Genomic DNA, 16851 nt, shown 5'->3' on the forward strand with positions numbered 1-16851 from the left:
AGCAATGAGTATCCAGACCGACAACTTTACCGAACAGCGCGTGATCGACGCCGCGCCGGCCTCGCCCAACGAAGAGGCGATCGAACGCGCGCTGCGGCCCAAGCAGCTCGACGAATACGTTGGCCAGGAGAAAATCCGCGACCAGCTCGAGATTTTCATCACGGCCGCGCGCAACCGGCGCGAAGCGCTCGACCACACGCTGCTGTTCGGCCCGCCGGGTCTGGGCAAGACGACGCTCGCGCACATCATTGCGCGCGAGATGGGCGTGAACCTGCGCCAGACCTCGGGCCCCGTGCTCGAGCGCCCGGGCGACCTGGCGGCATTGCTGACCAATCTCGAGCCGAACGACGTGCTGTTCATTGACGAGATCCACCGCCTGTCGCCGGTGGTCGAAGAGATTCTGTACCCAGCGCTCGAGGATTACCAGATCGACATCATGATCGGCGAAGGCCCGGCCGCGCGCTCTGTCAAGCTCGACCTGCAGCCGTTTACGCTGGTGGGCGCGACGACCCGCGCCGGCATGCTGACCAATCCGCTGCGCGACCGTTTCGGCATCGTGGCGCGCCTGGAGTTCTACAACGTCCCCGAGCTGACCAAGATCGTGCTGCGCAGCGCCGCGCTGCTGGTGGCGCCGATCGACGAAGAAGGCGCGCGCGAAGTGGCCAAGCGCGCCCGCGGCACGCCGCGTATCGCCAACCGCCTGCTGCGCCGCGTGCGCGACTTCGCGCAGGTGAAAGGCACGGGCGAGATCACGCGCGACATCGCCGACCGCGCCCTCAAGATGCTCGACGTCGACAGCGTCGGCTTCGACGTGATGGACCGCAAGCTGCTCGAAGCAGTGCTGTTCAAGTTTGCCGGTGGCCCGGTCGGCATCGGCAACCTGGCCGCCGCCATCGGCGAAGCGGCCGACACGATCGAAGACGTGCTCGAACCCTTCCTGATCCAGCAAGGCTATCTGCAGCGCACCCCGCGCGGACGCATTGCCACGCCGCTGGCGTATCAGCACTTTGGCGTGACGGCGCCGCGCATCAGCCCAACGGGTGACTTGTGGGACAGTCTGCCGCCAGGGCAGGGCGCTTGACCGCTTGATGTGCTTGTCCGAAAACCATCGGTTTTCGGGCGCACACGACGATTATTTACCCTGTTCTCATGTAAGTGCTACTCTTCGCCCCTTCGTCTAGCAAACGGCCATGCGATAAAGAGTCACTCAATGAGTCGCAGCACCCTGCCGTTCCCGTACAGTATCAAGCGCCATGGCGTCTCCCTGTCCAACTGCGATGATGAGCCGGTGCAGACCCCGGGCTGTATCCAGGCGCATGGCTTGCTGCTGGCGCTCAGTCCCGATGATCTGATCGTCCGTCAGGCCAGTGAAAACTGGCCGCAGCGTACCGGCCTGGCCATGGACCAGGTGCTGGACCAGCCACTGGCCGCTGTCGTCGGCCCGGATGCGGCGCAGCGCATCGTCCATGCGATGCGCACCGAAGTCCTTGAACGCAATGCACTGTACGTGCTGACGGCGCCGCTGCCCCATCCGCCTTCCCAGGAGGTGCCGATGGATTTTTCGGTGCACCAGGCCGACGGCGTCCTGATCGTCGAGATCGAGCCGGCCAGCCGCCCGGGCGACACGGTCGTGACCGACAGCGACTACTATTCGATGGTGAAAACGACGCTGGTGCGCCTGAAGTCGGCCAGCAGCCTGAGCGCGTTCTGCGACATCGCCGCCAACGAGGTACGCCGCACAACGGGCCTGGACCGCGTGATGATTTACCGCTTCCATCGCGACGAGACGGGCGAAGTGATCGCCGACGCGCACCGCAGCGACCTCAATTCGTGGCTGGGATTGCGTTATCCGGCCAGCGATATTCCGGTACCGGCGCGCGCGATCTTCAAGCGCATCGGCGTGCGGCCCTTGCCGGACGTGGATGGCGCGCTGATGGAAATTGCGCCGCTGCTGAACCCCGTGACGGGGCGGCCACTGGACATGACCTATTGCGCCCTGCGCGGCGCGTCCGTCATGTACACCGATTACCTGCGCAATATGGGCGTGGCCGCCACGCTGACGATGCCGATCCTGCGCGATGGCCGGCTGTGGGGGCTGATCGCCTGCCACCATTACGCGCCGATCGTGCTGCCCTATACCCTGCGCGCGGCCGCTGAATTCCTCGGCCAGGTCACGTCTCTCGAAATCGCCTCGGCCGAAGGCCGGGAACATCTGGAATACCGGCTCAAGTTCGAGGCGGCGCACCATGCAGTGCTGGGCCAGGCGCTTGCTGACGGCAACTACGCGGCACTGACCGATGGCACGCCCTCGCTGCTCGACGGGATCGATGCGGGCGGCGTGGCGGTGTCGGAGAACGGCCGGTGGAGCACGGCCGGCGCCACGCCAGATGCGCAGCAGCTCACGGCGCTGGCGGCCTGGCTGACGCTGCACAGCGCGCGCCTGGCCGATGGCGGCACGGTCATCGCGCTGGACGACCTGGGCCGCGCGTATCCTGAGGGCGGCGACGCGCTCGGTTGCTGCAGCGGCCTGCTGGCGTTTCCGATCTCGCAGCGCAGCCAGGGCGACTGGGTCATCTGGTTCCGCCCCGAGCAGCTGCAGACGTATCGCTGGGGCGGCAATCCGTACGAAGCCGGCAAGGCCACCGGGGAGCACGGCGCGCGCCTGACGCCGCGCCAGAGCTTCGCCGTGTGGCAGGAAGAAGTACGGGGCCGCGCCGAACCCTGGAAGGCCGTCGAGATCGAAGCGGCCAAGAACCTGCGCCTGTTGATGCTCGACGTTGTCGTCGCCCGCGCCGAACAGCTGGCGGCGCTGAACACGGACCTGGTGCGCAGCAACGACGAACTCGACGCGTTTGCCTACGTCGCCGGCCATGACCTGAAAGAACCGCTGCGCGGCATCCACAAGTACGCCCACTTCCTGCTCGAAGAAACGAAGGCGGGCCGTCCGCTCGACGCGCAGGGCCGCGAACGTATCGACGCCATGCTGCGCCTTACGGTGCGCATGGACAGCCTGCTCGACGCGCTGCTGCACTTTTCGCGCGTCGGCCGGCTCTCGCTCGCGCGCCAGCCGATCGCGCTGGGCGACGTGGTGGCCGAGGCGACCGATATGCTGGGCGCGAGTCTGCTCGGGCGCGACATCGACGTGCAGATTCCCCGCCCGCTGCCGACGGTTTCGTGCGACCGTATCCGCGTGCGCGAAGTATTCGCCAACCTGATCTCCAACGCCGCCAAATACAACGACAAGCCGCAGCGCCGGATCGAGATCGGCTACCTCGATCCGGTCGATGGCGCGGATAACGTCTCCACCTTCTACGTGCGTGACAACGGCATCGGCATCGACACCAAGCACAGTGAGCGCGTCTTCATGATGTTCAAGCGCCTGCACACGCGCGACGCGTACGGGGGCGGCAGTGGCGCCGGCCTGGCGATCGTCAAGAAGCTCGTCGAGCAGCACAATGGCCACAGCTGGTTCACGTCCGAACTGGGCGTTGGCACCACCTTTTACTTCACACTGATCGGCGCCGGCATGAAGCAGCCAGGCGCATGACGCCCCTGGTGCGGAGCGACTTGTCGCCCATTCTGGTCGTCGACGACAGCGACGAGGATTTCGACACCGTCTCGCTTGCCGCGCGGCGCGCCGGCATCGGCAACCTGCTGGTGCATGCCATGGATGCCGACGACGCCAGGCGCCAGCTGTTCGTCGTGCCTGGCGCGGACTACGCCTTCATGCTTTTGGACTGCAATCTGCCGGGTGAAGATGGCCTGACGCTGCTCGAAGAAGTGCGCCGCCATCCGCAACGCCGCACGCTGCCCGTTATCGTGCTGACAGCCAGCATCAACCCGCGCGACCGGGACGCGTTCTATGCGGCCGGCGGCAACGCCTATCACGTCAAACTGGTGAACTTCGGGGAAGGCCTGGCCAACCTCGAGAGCATCTTTCGCTACTGGCTGACGCACGTCGTGCTGCCGGGCGCGGACACATCATCGACTGGAAAACCCTTATGCCCGTGACCTGTGATACCGATCGTCCCTGGCGCATCCTGCTGGTCGATGACAATGCGCTGGACCGCGCCGATGCCAAAGCGGCGCTGCTGGGCGGGCACGATCGCCGCTACCAGTTCGTCGAAGCGACGTCGGCGAACGAGGCGATGCACCTGTGCGCGAGTTCGGCACCATTCGACTGCATGCTGCTCGACTTCTTTTTGCCCGATGGCGATGCGCACGACGTGCTGGCGCGCCTGCCGTGCGACGCCGACAAGATTCCGCACCTGCCGGTCGTGATCCTGACCGGCGTGGCGGGCACGGAGAGCCGCGCGTCGCTGCGCCACGGCGCCCAGGATTTCGTGGGCAAGGCCTGGCTGGGCCGCGAGAGCCTGACCTGGGCCGTCGAAAACGCCATCGAGCGGCGCAAGATCGCGCGCGAAGTCATGACCGAACGCCACGTAATGGACAACCAGCGCCAGTACCTGTTCGAAGCCGAGCGTACGGCGCGCCTGGAGAGCGAACGGGTAGCGCTGCTGAAGGACGAATTTCTCGCCACGCTCAGCCATGAACTGCGCACGCCGCTGGCCGTGATCGTCGGCTGGGCCGGCGTGCTGCAACGCGCGCAGGACAACCCTGCCACCGTCAGGCGCGGCGTCGACGCCATCGCGCGCAATGCCGGGCTGCAGGCCAAGCTGATCAACGATCTGCTGGACATGAACCGCATCGTAACCGGCAAGTTGATTCTGGATCTGCAGCACGTCGACCTGAGCGCGCTGCTCGATTCGGCCGCCGAATTCTTGCGTCCGCTCGCCATCGAGAAGGGCGTCGAAATCCGGGTCGACACCCATGACGGCGCGCCGCTGGAACTCGATGGCGACCCGGTCCGCCTGCAGCAGATCTTTGCCAATTTGCTGGGCAATGCGCTCAAGTTCACCCCTGGCGGCGGCGCGATCACCCTGACGGCGCGGCGCCGCGCCGATGCGCAGGTCGCGGTGACGGTGCACGACAACGGCGAGGGGATCGATGCGTCATTCCTGCCGCAGTTGTTTACGCGCTTCAGCCAGGAAAACAGCAAGGCGGCGCGCGTGCATGGCGGGCTGGGGATCGGCCTGTCGATCGTCAAGCAGCTGACCGAGCTGCATGGCGGTACGGTCAGTGGCGACAGCGCGGGTGTGGGCCAGGGCGCGACCTTCACGGTGATGCTGCCGCTGCGCGCCATCGAACAGGTGGGCGGCGACGTGGCTGGCATGGTTGCGCAAGCAGAGGCGGATCAACTGATGCTGATCGACCTGCGCGGCGTCAGCGTGCTGCTGGTGGACGACAACGAAGACATCCTGGAGCTGAGCCGGCGCGTGCTGGAAGAGCGGGGCGCCGCTGTCGTTACCGTGAATTCGGTCGTGGCGGCGCTCGCGCAATTAAGCGCTGTGCGCCCGCAGGTGCTGGTCAGCGATATCAGCATGCCCAAGCTCAATGGCTACGACCTGATCCGCACGGTGCGCAATGACATGCGGCTCGATGAATACATGCTGCCGGCGGTGGCGATGTCCGCGTTTGCGCGGCCGCTGGACCAGCAGCGCGCCTTGCAGGCGGGGTATCAGGCGTATGTGATCAAGCCGCTGCAGCCGCATCTGCTGATCCGGGCGGTGGCGCGGCTGGCAGGCCTAGTGTAATGACGCCAGCTGCCGCGCAGCGCGCCAGCGCAGCCAGGCCTGCGTCTGCGCGCGCAGCACCGGATAGACGAACGTCAGGTACAGCGTCAGCGTAAAGCCAAGCAGCACGCCGGCAGTCCACATGAACGCAGGCGCGGCGCCGCGCCACAGCAAGGCAGCGCAAAAGGCGAGGGGCACCGCCAGCAGCAGCGCGGCCAGTGCGCGCAGCAGGGCAGAGCGGCGCAGCAAGTGGCCGGCCATCCCGGTCACGAAAAAGGCGCACGCGCCGAGCACGAGGCAGGCCAGGGTTGCCGCCGCCTTGCCCGCGTGCGGCGTCATGGCGCCGGCCGGGAGCACGATTGCTGGCGCGACGAGCACCAGCATGCCGGCGGCAAAGCACAGCAGCCGCAGGATCGTCATGGCGGTTCCTCGCGCGGCAAAGTTGACAGGGGTAATGTTCTGGCTCATACGAAATCGATTGCATTATTCAGCAAGCACGGCAGTGTGACAAAGATAGCACACAGGCAATATTGCGGTCTTAATTACTGTCTTTGGCACACGACAGATTTGTCCTTGTTTTGCCGTGAATGTGTCGTTCAGATGTAGCGCGGGCCTGGTCGCACATGACAGTTGTCATCCGATAGTGATGGCAAGTGCGCCTGTCGGCATCCCGGCGCGATCGCCATACTGGTTTCACACCAACCCGTGAGGAAACCATGTCCACCATCGTCGCAAAAGCGGCAGTTGCCGCAGCCGGTCTGTCCCTCTCCTGCCTGGCGCTGGGCGCCGCCACCCTGGTCCAGGACGTACGCGTCTTCGACGGCAAGGCCGTGCACGAACGGCGCTCGGTGCTGTTCGATGATGCGCGCGTCGTCGATGCGGATTTTCGCGGGTCGGCCCCGGCAGGGGCGCGCATCGTCCAGGGGGCCGGACGCACGCTGCTGCCGGGCCTGATCGACGCCCACACCCACGCGTTCAGGCAATTCGACCTGCCGGTGCTGTTTGGCGTGACGACCCAGATCGACATGTTTACCGCCGTGCCGGTCATGCAGGACGCCAAGCGCAGCATGGCCGCAGGCCGGCATGCGGGGCAGGCCGACCTGTTCTCGGCCGGCACCCTGGCCACGGCGCCGGGCGGCCACGGCACCCAGTTCGGCGTGCCGATCCCGACCCTGAGCAGTCCTAGCGAGGCGCAGGCCTTTGTCGACGCCCGCATCGCCGAAGGCTCCGACTTCATCAAGATCGTGCTCGAAGCAGGCGGGCACGGTGTCGGCGCGATGAACTCGCTCGACATCGCGACCGCCACCGCGCTGATCGAGGCGGCGCACCGGCGCGGCAAGCTGGCCGTCGTTCACGTCAGCACTGAAAAAGACGCCCGCGCCGCGCTCGAGGCGGGCGCTGACGCGCTGGTCCATCTGTTCCTGGGCGCGGCGCCCGATGCCATGGCAGTCGACAGCCTGGCCAGGCTCGCCAAACGCAGGAATGCCTTCGTGATCCCGACCTTTACCGTGATGGAAAGCATGGCCGGCGTGCGCGGCGACGACTTGATGGGCGATGCGGATCTGGCGGCGCTGGTCGAACGCGAGGGCGCGACGACCCTCAAGGCGCGCTACGGCCAGCAGGCGCGGCCCCAATTGCTGGCCATGCCAAAGGCGATTACCGCCGCATTGGCGAAGGCGGGCGTGCCCATCCTGGCCGGCACCGATGCCGGCAATGCGGGCACGCTGTACGGCATCAGCATGCACCGCGAACTGGCCGCGCTGGTGGAGGCCGGTTTGACGCCGACCGCCGTGCTGGCCGCCGCCACCAGCGCGCCGGCCGCCGCCTTCCGACTGGGCCGGCGCGGCTGTATCGCCACGGGCTGCAAGGCCGACCTGCTGCTGGTCGAGGGCGACCCGACACGCGACATCACGGCCACGCGCCGCATCGTCGAGGTGTGGAAGGACGGGCAAAGCGCAAATGCCCTGCGCGACGCCAAGCGGCAACAGGTCGCGCAAGAGCGCGGCGCATCGACGCGCCAGGGCTTGCCGGCCGATGGACGCATCAGCCAGTTCAGCGCGGCGAAACTGGCCAGTCCATTTGGCAGCGGCTGGATGCCATCGACCGACCAGTACGCCGGCGGCAAGTCGACCGTCAAGCTCGCCGTGCTGCCGGCGCTGTCCGACGGGCAGGTACCGCTGGCGGTGCAGGCCAGCGTCGCCCCCGGTCTGCCGTATGCGTGGTCGAGTGTCGCCTTCATGCCCGGTGCGCAGCCGATGCAGCCGGCCGACCTGAGCGCAGCCCGGGTCTTGCGCTTCAAGGTGCGCGGTGACGGCAAAACCTATCAGGTGATGCTCATGGGCGCGGCCAATGGCCGGCCAAGCAGTGTGCCATTCGTCGCCGGCCCGGAATGGGCGGAAATCAGCCTGCCGCTGTCGGCCTTTGCCGGCATCGATCCGGCGGCGGTTGCCATGCTAGCATTCAGTGCCGGGCCACAGCCGGGCGAGTACCGCTTCGAACTCGCCGACGTGCGCCTGCTGGCGCAATAACGATCACGGAGTCACGATGACGACGACCTTCAGGCAGGTGCTGGCGCGACCGTGGATGCCGGCCGACTACGGCGCATTGCAATACACGTGGCTGCTGTCACTGGGCTACCTGTTCTGGAAGTTTTATTACGTGACGCCCGGCGTGGCCGAGGCGGTGCTGCTGGCGCTGACGATCATCCTGTTCGTGCCGCTGTACTGCGCCAGCTTCTGGCCCCGCGGCTGGCGCGTCGGCGCCTGCGTGGCAGCCACGTGCCTGATCGGCGCAGCCTGGGCGCCGTGGAATCCGGGCGCTGCCTGCTTCTTCATCTTTGCCTGCGCCATGTGCGCCCGCATTCCCGGCACGGCTCGCCCCGTGTGCGCCATGCTGGCCGTGATTGCCAGTGGCGCAGTCGTTGCCTTGCTGATCCCGCAGATGCAGATGGTGTTTCTGCTGCCGATCCTGATGGCCGGCATGCCGGTCGGCCTGTCGTGCATCATGGATGCCCGGCTGCGCACGTCGCGCACGCTCCTGATGCGCAAGCAGGAAGAGGTCGAGCACATGGCGCGCATCGCCGAGCGCGAACGCATTTCGCGCGACCTGCACGACCTGCTGGGCCACTCGCTGTCGATGATTGCGCTCAAGGCCGAACTGGCGCGCAAGCTGGCGCGGCGCGATCTGGCGGCCTGCGAGCGCGAAATCGCCGACATCGAAACCAATGCGCGCCGGGCGCTGGCCGAGGTGCGCGCCGCCGTGACGGGCTATCGCCACAGTGGCCTGGTGCAGGCGCTGGCCAGTGCGCGCGCCAGCCTGCTGGCGGCCGACGTGATCCTCGACGAGCGCATCGAGCGCATGGACCTGGCGCCGGCGGCCGAACACGTGGTGGCGCTGGCCGTGCGCGAAGCGGTGACGAATATCGTGCGCCATGCCGGCGCGTCGCGCTGCACGCTCAGCCTCGTGCAAGAGCAGCAGGATGGGCAGATGCACGCCGTGCTGCGCGTGCTCGACGACGGCAAGCTGCGCAGCACGGATGGTCTGCAGCCGGGCAACGGCCTGGCCGGCATGCGCGAGCGCGTCGCGGCGCTCGGCGGGCGCTTGTCGCTGCAGGCCGGCGCCGGTCTGGCGCTCGAACTGCACGTACCGTCGGGAGCATCGGCATGATCCGCATCCTGATCGCCGAAGACCAGACGCTGGTGCTGGGCGCGCTCAGCGCGCTGCTGCGGCTCGAACCGGATTTCGACGTCGTGGGTGGCGCCGCAGACGGACGCGCGGCGCTGGCGCTGTGCGTCCGTCTGGTGCCGGACATCGTGCTGACCGATATCGAGATGCCGCACATGACGGGCCTCGAACTGGCGCAGGGCCTGGTTCAGCGCAAGCTGGCGTGCCGGGTCGTGGTGGTGACCACGTTCGCGCGTAGCGGCTACCTGCGCCGCGCGATGGAAGCCGGCGTGCGCGGCTATCTGCTGAAAGACGCGCCGGTCGACGCGCTGGCAGCGGCGATCCGCGTCGTGCACGGCGATGGCCGCGCAATCGCGCCCGAACTGGCATTGGAAAGCTGGAACAGCGGCAGCGATCCGCTGACCGAGCGCGAGCGGCAGGTATTGCGGCTGGCGGGGGAAGGGCGCAGCAGCAGCGAGATCGCGCGCCAGGTGCATCTGTCGGAAGGCACGGTGCGCAACTACCTGTCCGAGGCGATCAGCAAGCTGGGGGCGGGCAACCGCGTCGAAGCCTACCGGTTGGCGCGCGATGCTGGCTGGTTGTAGTCGTCGGCGTTGCCGCGCGGCCGGCTCAGCTGGTTCCATGCGGGTGTTTTACCACCGCGCCGGGGCGGCGCTGGTGGCTGCGGCACGTGCATTAACGGATAGATGAAACTGCAATAGAGCAGGACCGTGTGCACCAGGAAGAACGTGCACAGGTAGACCATCAGCATATTGCTGCCATGCCAGATGACAACGCCGCTGGCGCCGAACGGCACCATCAGCAGCAGCGCCGCGAACGAGCGCAGCATGGCGTCGCGCCCCATGCGATGCCCCGCCATCGCCACCAGAAAGAACCCGCCCGAACCCAGCGCCACGCCCACCAGCACGATATACGGTTCGAGCCAGTCCGGGATGCCATGCGCCGTCGAGGCCAGCAGCGCAGCCGGCAGCAGGATGGCAAACACGCCGGCCGCCATGCTCAGAAGCCGCAGCACGCGCATCTCGCGCCCGCGAAAAACGGGGCGTGCGGTACGCGTGATCGGGATGGGTGTCATGGTGCGAAGGATCGGGATGGGGCCGGTTGTAACGTCCGGGCGCACGACGCGGTTGACATGATCAGTGGCCGACGCTTTTTGAAAACAGGTTAATGACCAGCACGCCCGCAATGATCAGCGCCAGCCCGGCGATGGCCGCCAGATCCAGGCTTTGCTTGAAATACAGCCAGCTGACGATCGAAATGAGCACGATGCCCACGCCCGACCAGATCGCGTAGGCGATGCCGGTTGGCAGCACGCGCAGGCTGAAGGTGAGCAGGTAGAACGACAGGGCGTAGCAGCCGACCGTGATCAGGCTGGGCAGGGGCCGGGTGAAGCTGTCGGAGGCTTTGAGGGCCGTGGTGCCGATCACTTCGGCAACGATGGCAAATCCGAGATAGAGGTAAGCGAGGTGCAGGGTCATGGAAAATAAAAACGGCCCGTCGCCGGGCCGTGGTAATGATTACTGCTCGCGCTGCCAGGTCTGGGTGCGCCCGAACATCGGCGCGCCAATGTAGCCGCGCACTTCGAGCTTGTTGCCGTTGTCGGCCAGCGTGGCCTTGCTCTTGTAGGTCTTGCCGGCGGCCGGGTCGAGGATTTCGCCACCGGTGTAGTCGCCGCCGTCTTTTTTCAGGCCCGACAGGATCGTCATGCCAATGATCGGCTGGTCCTTGCGCGCGTCGCTGCATTTCCCGCACAGCGGGTTCTGCTCTTCGGATGGCGCGCGGTACAGTTTTTCGATCTTGCCGGTCAGGACGCCGCCTTCTTCGGTGATCCGCACCAGCGCTTTTGGCTTGCCGGTCTTGTCATCGATGGTTTTCCAGGTGCCGACAGGCGAGGTGGCCTGTGCCCACGCGGCGGCGGGCAGGGCGAGCATGGTGGCGGCGATCAGGCTTGCTTGGATCAGGTGGCGCATGGTGGTGTCTCCAGTGTTGTTGTAGGTACGGCGCCAGTGTAGCCTACCGCTTCGCCCGTGTGACAGGTTGACGCCCGAGGATGTCTTCCAATCGCGCAGCCCGCGGTTATGGCGCGTTGCGTACGTCTTCCGGTGTGACCTGGTGGCGCCGTTCGGCCGGGCGGGTGAGCACGCGCAGGCTCACTTCGAGCGGCACGCCGAGCGTGGCCAGTTCGCGCGCCGCAGGGCGGGCCTCGATCGACACGTCGTGCAGCACGGCGTCGATGAGGAGGGAGGTCTTGTAATCGCTTCGTCGGTCCATGGTGGGATCGTATCATGTCCACCACGCTTTAGATCGCCAGCAATTGGTGCGCCGACCGGGCACGCCTGCACCAGCAGCGCCCATTTTCCGTCCATCCTGAGCCAGCCCGGCGCATGGCGCCACAGGACCGAAAAAATGATGTTAATTCCCTACGGAATCATGTAACTTGTGCGACGTCACGGCGGCGATATGCCGCTCTTCCGGAACCCCTCAACGCAGGAGTCGCACCCCCATGCTCGACCTGGTCAACGCAGTCAACGGTATCATCTGGAGCCCCATCATGATCGCCCTGTGCCTCGGGGCGGGCTTGTATTTCTCGATCCGCGGCCGCTTCCTGCAGGTGCGGCACATCCGCGAGATGCTGCGCCTGATGCGTGAAGGGAAAAGCTCTGAGCAGGGCGTGTCGTCGTTCCAGGCGCTGGCCATGACACTGGCCGGCCGCGTCGGCACTGGCAATATCGCAGGCGTGGCAACCGCCATCACGTTCGGTGGCCCGGGCGCTGTATTCTGGATGTGGGCCGTGGCCTTCCTGGGCGCCAGTTCGGCCTTCGTCGAGTCAACGCTGGGCCAGGTCTACAAGGAGCAGATCGGCAACCAGTACCGCGGCGGCCCGGCCTTCTATATCGAAAAAGGCCTGGGCATGAAGCGCTATGCCTGGACCTTCGCCATCGCCACGCTGTTCGCCACGGGCCTGCTGCTGCCGGGCGTGCAGGCCAACTCGATCGCGGAAGGCCTCAAGACCGCCGCCGGCATCGATCCGCTCTACACCGGTATCGGCCTGGCCGTGGTGCTGGCCGCGATCATCTTCGGCGGCGTCAAGCGCATCGCCCATTTCGCCGAGATCGTGGTGCCGTTCATGGCGGCCGCCTACATCCTCGTGGCCGTCGTGGTGGTGGCGATGAACATCGAAGCGCTGCCGGGCGTGCTGCGCCTGATCGTCAGCTCGGCCTTCGGCCTGGACGCGGGCTTTGGCGCCATGCTCGGCATGGCGATCCAGTGGGGCGTCAAGCGTGGCATCTATTCGAACGAAGCCGGGCAGGGCACTGGCCCACATGCGTCGTCGGCGGCCGAAGTGAGCCACCCGGCCAAGCAGGGCCTGGTGCAGGGCTTCTCGGTGTACATCGACACGCTGTTCGTGTGCTCGGCCACCGCCTTCATGCTCCTGGTGACGGGTCAGTACAACGTCGAAAATACTGACGGCACGGCGCGCTTCATCGGCGTGCAGGGCGTGGCGTCGGGCCCGGGCTATGTGCAGACGGCGCTCGAGAACGTGCTGCCGGGCTTTGGTGCACTGTTCGTCGCGATTGCGCTGCTGTTCTTTGCCTTCACGACCATCGTCGCCTACTACTACATCGCCGAGACCAATATCGCCTACATGGACCGCCATAACCGCCATCCGTGGCTGGGCGTGCTCCTCAAGCTGTGCATCGTCTCGGCCACGATCTACGGCGCGGTCAAGACCGCCGACGTGGCCTGGGGCCTGGGCGACATCGGCGTCGGCCTGATGGCCTGGCTGAACATCGTCGCGATCTTCCTGCTCCGCAAGGACGCCTTCAAGTGCCTGCGCGACTACGAGGCGCAGAAGAAGGCCGGCAAGGAACCCGAGTTCGATCCGGTTGCGCTCGGGATCAAGAATGCGCATTACTGGGAGGGGCGTGCTGCTGCGCTCAAGCTCCAAGGCGATAGTGCGCGCGACGCGGCGGCGATCAAATAGAGACGTGCGGCGTCCCGGCCATCCAGGCCCGGACGCCCGCTGGAGCGTGTGCCATCCGCCCCAGCGCCAGGAAGTCCGGATCGGCCGTAGTGCACTTTTATCGAATCGACGCGTTCATGCGCCTGCTTGTCGGCATCATCGTTACGGGAGCTCTCGCTACCATGGCAATCTGCACCTCTGTCTCGGCCACGACGACCCAGTCAGTCTCGCCGCAATACCATGACGGCAAATACCGCAATCCGGTCGCCATGCACAAGCTGGGTGCCGGCGGCATTGCCAAGCTGTGGTGGGCTTTCCTGTTCGACAAGCCGGCCGGGACCACGCCCCAGCAGGCAGTGCCGGTGCAGCCGCTGACCCGGGCGGCCCTGCTGGCGGCGCCCGACAACACGCTGTACCGCCTCGGTCACTCGACGATGCTGATCAAGCTCGCCGGTGAGTTCTACCTGACCGACCCCGTGTTCTCGCAGCGTGCATCGCCCGTGCAGTGGTTCGGCCCGGCGCGCTTTCATGCGCCGCCCATCTCGATCGACGAACTGCCGCCCATCAAGGCGATCATCCTGTCGCACGACCATTACGATCATCTCGACTACGCGGCGATCATGGCGCTGGCGGCAAAGACGTCGGTGTTTCTCACGCCGCTGGGCGTGGGCGACCGGCTGGTCGACTGGGGCATCGATCGCGCCAAAGTGCGCCAGTTCGACTGGTGGCAGGACGCCGAGATCGACGGCGTGCACTTCGTGGCGACGCCGGCCCAGCACTTCTCGGGGCGCGGGCCGCTCGACGGCAACTCGACGCTGTGGGCGTCATGGGTGATCCGGCACGATGACCTGCGCTTGTTCTTCAGCGGGGACACTGGCTATTTCAAGGGCTTCAAGGAGATCGGCGCCAGGTACGGACCATTCGACATGGCGCTGATCGAAACCGGCGCCTACGACAAGCTCTGGCCGGACATCCACATGCAGCCGGAAGAAACGCTGCAGGCATTTGTCGACCTGAACGCAGCCTGGCTGCTGCCGATGCACAACGGGACGTTCGACCTGGCGCTGCACCGCTGGCAGGAGCCGCTCGACCGGATCGAGACGCTGGCTGATGATCGGGGCATCAAGCTGACCACGCCGGAGATGGGCGAAGCACTGAGCCTGACGCAGCCGCATGCCGGCGGGCGCTGGTGGCATGGCCTCAAGTGATCACGCGCCGCAGTGCGCCAGTGTTGTATCGAACCAGCTTTGCGCTTTGCACGTGCCCTGCACCAGCGCACGCACCCGTGCCACGCGCGCCGCATGCGCTGCGGGCTGCCTGACAGGATGGTACGTGTTGGGCGCCTTGATCATGGCAACCAGGCCAATGAATTCTTCTTCGCTGGTCTGTTCCAGCGACTTGCCGAGATAATTCCGGGACGCCGCTGACAAGCCCATGATCTGCCTGCCGTTGTGCGTTCCCAAATAGACATGGGTGGTGTACAGCGCCAGTTGTCGCGCCTTGGACAGCCTGGCGTCGAGCACCACGGCCATCGCATCACGGCCCAGATCGATCCGTTTGCAGCATGCGAAGACGCCGCGGTACAGGGCCTGCAACGCGCCGCCAGCCCCGCCCAGGTCCGCACCTTCCAGGTAGAGGTCGCGCGCGACCGCGCCCGAGATCGTCGCAAAGCCCTGGCCGCTGGTCAGGCTCACGCCGTGGTGTACGAAGAAGGCAGGATCTTCGACGCGCAGCAGGATCTGCGTCTGCCGCGCGGACAGGGGCGCGTCAGCGATTGCAGGCATGTGCGCAGTGACAGTGTCAAAGGTGGCCCAGGCCCAGATGACGACAAGGAGCAGATAGCCCGCCACCATCGCGGGCAGGATCGACAGCCAACGGGTTCGTCGTCGCATCACACGCCTTTGACGGGCGCCTGGCCCACGGATGGTCTGCGCTGCAAACCCAGATGCATGGCGCCGTGTTCGAGCAGGCGCGCCAGCGCGTAACAGCACAGCAGCACCGGCACGTAGACGACGAAGGTCCAGGTTTGCACATTGCCCATCAGCGCGCGGTACAGGCCCGCGGTGGCAAGCACGATGAACATGTGGAACAGGTACAGCTCATAACTGAGGCTTCCCATGCGCGCCAGCCATCCCAGACCACGGCGCGGCGCAGGTGGCTGCGCGTGAAAGGCCAGCAGCAGCAGGCAGGCGCCGACGCAAATCACATATAGGTTCGACTTGAACAGATGACGGTAGACCACGTCCGACCAACCCAATACCAGCACGAGACACAACGCACCAGTCAGACCCATGATGCGGGCCCCTCGCTTGCCTGGCTGCCACCGGCGCGTCAGCAGTGCAGCGAGCACGCCCCAGGCCAGCGCCGCCATTCCGGGCAGGTATGCTTTTTCCCACCAGACCTCATCGCTCATCGGCACCAGCGCGCGCAACGGTTGCAGTCCCAGCGCCAGCACGACCAGCATGCCGATCAGGATGCGGCGCGGCAGCCACAGGCACAGCAGCGGAAAGCCCACGTAGAACACTTCTTCGATCGACAGCGACCACAGGACATCCCAGCCCGCCGGCGCCCAGCCAGTGCGGCCTTCGTACCAGTTGAACGTGAACGTCAGCGCCGAACCGAGCAAGCCGGCCAGCGAGTGGCGGTCGGTCTCTGGCATGAATCCCGGCACCTGGCACACGGCCAGCAGCGAGAGCAGCGTCAGGGCCAGGCCGAGCAGGGGCAGGATGCGCCGCGCGCGGGCGCGGTAGAAGCGGCGCAGGTCGACCCGTCCAATGTCGCCATCGCATTCGATGATACGCATCGTGATCAGAAAGCCCGACAACGTGAAGAAGATGAAGACTGCTTCGTAGCCGTTGAAGCTGATGGCGTCGATCAGTCGCTTGGGCAGCCACTGGCCAAGCAGGCTTGGACCCAGCGGCAGGCGAAACGGCAAGGCCAGATGGTGCACGATCACGAGCAGGATCGCCAGGCCACGCAGGCAATCGATGCCGACGTTGCGCCGCGCGGCGTGCCAGTGGGGAAGGGAAGTCGTCATGCGGTGCTTTCCAGGGTGATTGCTGCCATCGTCTACAGGGTGCGTTCCCAGACCAGGCGCCAGGTTGCGCGCACCCGATATGTCGTTGCGCGCAGCAACGGCGCGTTGCCTTCGAACGTGCGCCGTTCGAGAAGGTCTTGCTGCAGCAGGTCCGAGACCGACAGCCGCAGGCGCGATCTTGCATCACGCTTCCACAGTGTGTAAAGGTCAAGCTGGCGTTTCATGCTGTCTGCATCGACGATCGATGCGCTGCTGCGGCTGACAACGCGGCTGGTGTGGGTATAGCTGCCGCCGACGTCGATGCGCCCGCTCGTGCCGCCAGCCGGTCGATCGTGGCCTTGCCTTCTGATTCGACGCCACGCGCGGTCGCCCCTGCATTGACCGGCGTTGCGGTCCACGACTAAAAGCCAGGGTCAGGTCTGACATTCGGACACGAACTCGACAATTGGGTAGTCGGAACCAGCTTACACCGGGTCATGCTAATGCCGGGCAAGAAGCCATTGCAAGTAGTTAGGGCTGAGGTCGTGTCCGAA

Annotated in this window: 17 protein-coding genes; 9 read left to right on the plus strand and 8 right to left on the minus strand. The window is 66.0% G+C overall.

Annotated elements, in window-relative coordinates:
• Window positions 1-4: 4 nt before the first annotated feature.
• The 4 genes from ruvB to ACZ0AJ_RS00610 all read left to right on the plus strand — a co-directional run bounded on the left by ruvB (window position 5) and on the right by ACZ0AJ_RS00610 (window position 5654).
• A complete protein-coding gene (gene ruvB / locus ACZ0AJ_RS00595) occupies window positions 5-1081 on the plus strand; it encodes a Holliday junction branch migration DNA helicase RuvB (protein WP_183556797.1) in 1077 nt (358 codons plus the stop codon).
• Window positions 1082-1210: 129 nt separating this feature from the next.
• The gene (locus ACZ0AJ_RS00600; RefSeq protein WP_499453214.1) at window positions 1211-3547 is read left to right on the plus strand and encodes an ATP-binding protein; all 2337 of its coding nucleotides are present in this window, start codon (window positions 1211-1213) and stop codon (window positions 3545-3547) included.
• Window positions 3544-4011, plus strand: coding sequence for a response regulator (locus ACZ0AJ_RS00605; protein WP_499453216.1), 468 nt, complete (start codon window positions 3544-3546; stop codon window positions 4009-4011). The genes ACZ0AJ_RS00600 and ACZ0AJ_RS00605 overlap by 4 nt, the downstream gene beginning before the upstream one ends.
• Complete coding sequence (locus ACZ0AJ_RS00610; protein WP_499453218.1) at window positions 4002-5654, plus strand: hybrid sensor histidine kinase/response regulator; 1653 nt, start codon at window positions 4002-4004, stop codon at window positions 5652-5654. The genes ACZ0AJ_RS00605 and ACZ0AJ_RS00610 overlap by 10 nt, the downstream gene beginning before the upstream one ends.
• Here the strand turns inward: ACZ0AJ_RS00610 and ACZ0AJ_RS00615 are convergent.
• Window positions 5646-6053: a hypothetical protein gene (locus ACZ0AJ_RS00615; protein WP_499453220.1), complete on the minus strand. Its 408-nt coding sequence runs from the start codon at window positions 6051-6053 to the stop codon at window positions 5646-5648. The two genes, ACZ0AJ_RS00610 and ACZ0AJ_RS00615, sit on opposite strands and share 9 nt — an antisense overlap.
• 296 nt (window positions 6054-6349) lie before the next feature.
• On the opposite strand from ACZ0AJ_RS00615, the gene ACZ0AJ_RS00620 reads away from it, so the two are divergent.
• The 3 genes from ACZ0AJ_RS00620 to ACZ0AJ_RS00630 are packed head-to-tail and all read left to right on the plus strand — an operon-like array spanning window position 6350 to window position 9901.
• The gene (locus ACZ0AJ_RS00620) at window positions 6350-8161 is read left to right on the plus strand and encodes a CIA30 family protein (protein WP_499453222.1); all 1812 of its coding nucleotides are present in this window, start codon (window positions 6350-6352) and stop codon (window positions 8159-8161) included.
• A gap of 16 nt (window positions 8162-8177) precedes the next feature.
• Entirely contained in the window at window positions 8178-9299 is a 1122-nt protein-coding gene (locus ACZ0AJ_RS00625; RefSeq protein ID WP_499453224.1) for a sensor histidine kinase, read from the plus strand.
• Window positions 9296-9901: a response regulator gene (locus ACZ0AJ_RS00630; protein WP_499453226.1), complete on the plus strand. Its 606-nt coding sequence runs from the start codon at window positions 9296-9298 to the stop codon at window positions 9899-9901. Before ACZ0AJ_RS00625 ends, ACZ0AJ_RS00630 begins: the two co-directional genes overlap by 4 nt.
• Here ACZ0AJ_RS00630 and ACZ0AJ_RS00635 read toward each other — a convergent pair.
• The 4 genes from ACZ0AJ_RS00635 to ACZ0AJ_RS00650 all read right to left on the minus strand — a co-directional run bounded on the left by ACZ0AJ_RS00635 (window position 9868) and on the right by ACZ0AJ_RS00650 (window position 11588).
• Window positions 9868-10392, minus strand: a complete 525-nt coding sequence (locus ACZ0AJ_RS00635) for a hypothetical protein (RefSeq protein ID WP_499453228.1) — start codon at window positions 10390-10392, stop codon at window positions 9868-9870. The two genes, ACZ0AJ_RS00630 and ACZ0AJ_RS00635, sit on opposite strands and share 34 nt — an antisense overlap.
• Window positions 10393-10453: 61 nt before the next feature.
• Window positions 10454-10795, minus strand: coding sequence for an SMR family transporter (locus tag ACZ0AJ_RS00640; RefSeq protein WP_183556821.1), 342 nt, complete (start codon window positions 10793-10795; stop codon window positions 10454-10456).
• A gap of 39 nt (window positions 10796-10834) precedes the next feature.
• Window positions 10835-11287, minus strand: a complete 453-nt coding sequence (locus ACZ0AJ_RS00645; protein ID WP_183556824.1) for a DUF2147 domain-containing protein — start codon at window positions 11285-11287, stop codon at window positions 10835-10837.
• A 106-nt stretch (window positions 11288-11393) separates the two neighbouring features.
• On the minus strand, window positions 11394-11588 hold the full coding sequence (locus ACZ0AJ_RS00650) for a hypothetical protein (RefSeq protein ID WP_183556826.1): 195 nt from the start codon (window positions 11586-11588) through the stop codon (window positions 11394-11396).
• Window positions 11589-11820: 232 nt separating this feature from the next.
• Between ACZ0AJ_RS00650 and ACZ0AJ_RS00655 the strand changes: the two genes are divergently transcribed.
• Together ACZ0AJ_RS00655 and ACZ0AJ_RS00660 are read left to right on the plus strand one after the other, a co-directional pair.
• A complete protein-coding gene (locus ACZ0AJ_RS00655) occupies window positions 11821-13302 on the plus strand; it encodes an alanine/glycine:cation symporter family protein (protein ID WP_258836655.1) in 1482 nt (493 codons plus the stop codon).
• Between the two features lie 161 nt (window positions 13303-13463).
• Complete coding sequence (locus ACZ0AJ_RS00660; protein WP_499453233.1) at window positions 13464-14489, plus strand: MBL fold metallo-hydrolase; 1026 nt, start codon at window positions 13464-13466, stop codon at window positions 14487-14489.
• On the opposite strand, the gene ACZ0AJ_RS00665 is transcribed toward ACZ0AJ_RS00660, so the two are convergent.
• Genes ACZ0AJ_RS00665 through ACZ0AJ_RS00675 form a run of 3 tightly spaced genes read right to left on the minus strand, consistent with a single transcriptional unit; the run spans window position 14490 to window position 16716 of the window.
• Complete coding sequence (locus ACZ0AJ_RS00665) at window positions 14490-15173, minus strand: transglycosylase domain-containing protein (protein ID WP_499453234.1); 684 nt, start codon at window positions 15171-15173, stop codon at window positions 14490-14492.
• On the minus strand, window positions 15173-16318 hold the full coding sequence (locus ACZ0AJ_RS00670; protein WP_499453235.1) for an acyltransferase family protein: 1146 nt from the start codon (window positions 16316-16318) through the stop codon (window positions 15173-15175). Before ACZ0AJ_RS00670 ends, ACZ0AJ_RS00665 begins: the two co-directional genes overlap by 1 nt.
• 32 nt (window positions 16319-16350) lie before the next feature.
• The gene (locus ACZ0AJ_RS00675; protein ID WP_499453237.1) at window positions 16351-16716 is read right to left on the minus strand and encodes a hypothetical protein; all 366 of its coding nucleotides are present in this window, start codon (window positions 16714-16716) and stop codon (window positions 16351-16353) included.
• Window positions 16717-16851 lie beyond the last annotated feature (135 nt).

It is taken from the genome of Telluria sp. AC161 (assembly GCF_979258535.1).

Excerpts from the sequence above, each read along its gene's own strand:
- ACZ0AJ_RS00640 (WP_183556821.1), bottom strand. The coding sequence starts at position 10,795 with ATGACCCTGCACCTCGCTTACCTCTATCTCGGATTTGCCATCGTTGCC.
- ACZ0AJ_RS00670 (WP_499453235.1), bottom strand. The coding sequence starts at position 16,318 with ATGACGACTTCCCTTCCCCACTGGCACGCCGCGCGGCGCAACGTCGGC.
- ACZ0AJ_RS00635 (WP_499453228.1), bottom strand. The coding sequence starts at position 10,392 with ATGACACCCATCCCGATCACGCGTACCGCACGCCCCGTTTTTCGCGGG.
- ACZ0AJ_RS00605 (WP_499453216.1), top strand. The coding sequence starts at position 3,544 with ATGACGCCCCTGGTGCGGAGCGACTTGTCGCCCATTCTGGTCGTCGAC.
- ACZ0AJ_RS00630 (WP_499453226.1), top strand. The coding sequence starts at position 9,296 with ATGATCCGCATCCTGATCGCCGAAGACCAGACGCTGGTGCTGGGCGCG.
- ACZ0AJ_RS00660 (WP_499453233.1), top strand. The coding sequence starts at position 13,464 with ATGGCAATCTGCACCTCTGTCTCGGCCACGACGACCCAGTCAGTCTCG.
- ACZ0AJ_RS00615 (WP_499453220.1), bottom strand. The coding sequence starts at position 6,053 with ATGACGATCCTGCGGCTGCTGTGCTTTGCCGCCGGCATGCTGGTGCTC.
- ACZ0AJ_RS00650 (WP_183556826.1), bottom strand. The coding sequence starts at position 11,588 with ATGGACCGACGAAGCGATTACAAGACCTCCCTCCTCATCGACGCCGTG.
- ACZ0AJ_RS00620 (WP_499453222.1), top strand. The coding sequence starts at position 6,350 with ATGTCCACCATCGTCGCAAAAGCGGCAGTTGCCGCAGCCGGTCTGTCC.
- ACZ0AJ_RS00655 (WP_258836655.1), top strand. The coding sequence starts at position 11,821 with ATGCTCGACCTGGTCAACGCAGTCAACGGTATCATCTGGAGCCCCATC.
- ruvB (WP_183556797.1), top strand. The coding sequence starts at position 5 with ATGAGTATCCAGACCGACAACTTTACCGAACAGCGCGTGATCGACGCC.
- ACZ0AJ_RS00665 (WP_499453234.1), bottom strand. The coding sequence starts at position 15,173 with ATGCGACGACGAACCCGTTGGCTGTCGATCCTGCCCGCGATGGTGGCG.
- ACZ0AJ_RS00625 (WP_499453224.1), top strand. The coding sequence starts at position 8,178 with ATGACGACGACCTTCAGGCAGGTGCTGGCGCGACCGTGGATGCCGGCC.
- ACZ0AJ_RS00600 (WP_499453214.1), top strand. The coding sequence starts at position 1,211 with ATGAGTCGCAGCACCCTGCCGTTCCCGTACAGTATCAAGCGCCATGGC.
- ACZ0AJ_RS00610 (WP_499453218.1), top strand. The coding sequence starts at position 4,002 with ATGCCCGTGACCTGTGATACCGATCGTCCCTGGCGCATCCTGCTGGTC.
- ACZ0AJ_RS00645 (WP_183556824.1), bottom strand. The coding sequence starts at position 11,287 with ATGCGCCACCTGATCCAAGCAAGCCTGATCGCCGCCACCATGCTCGCC.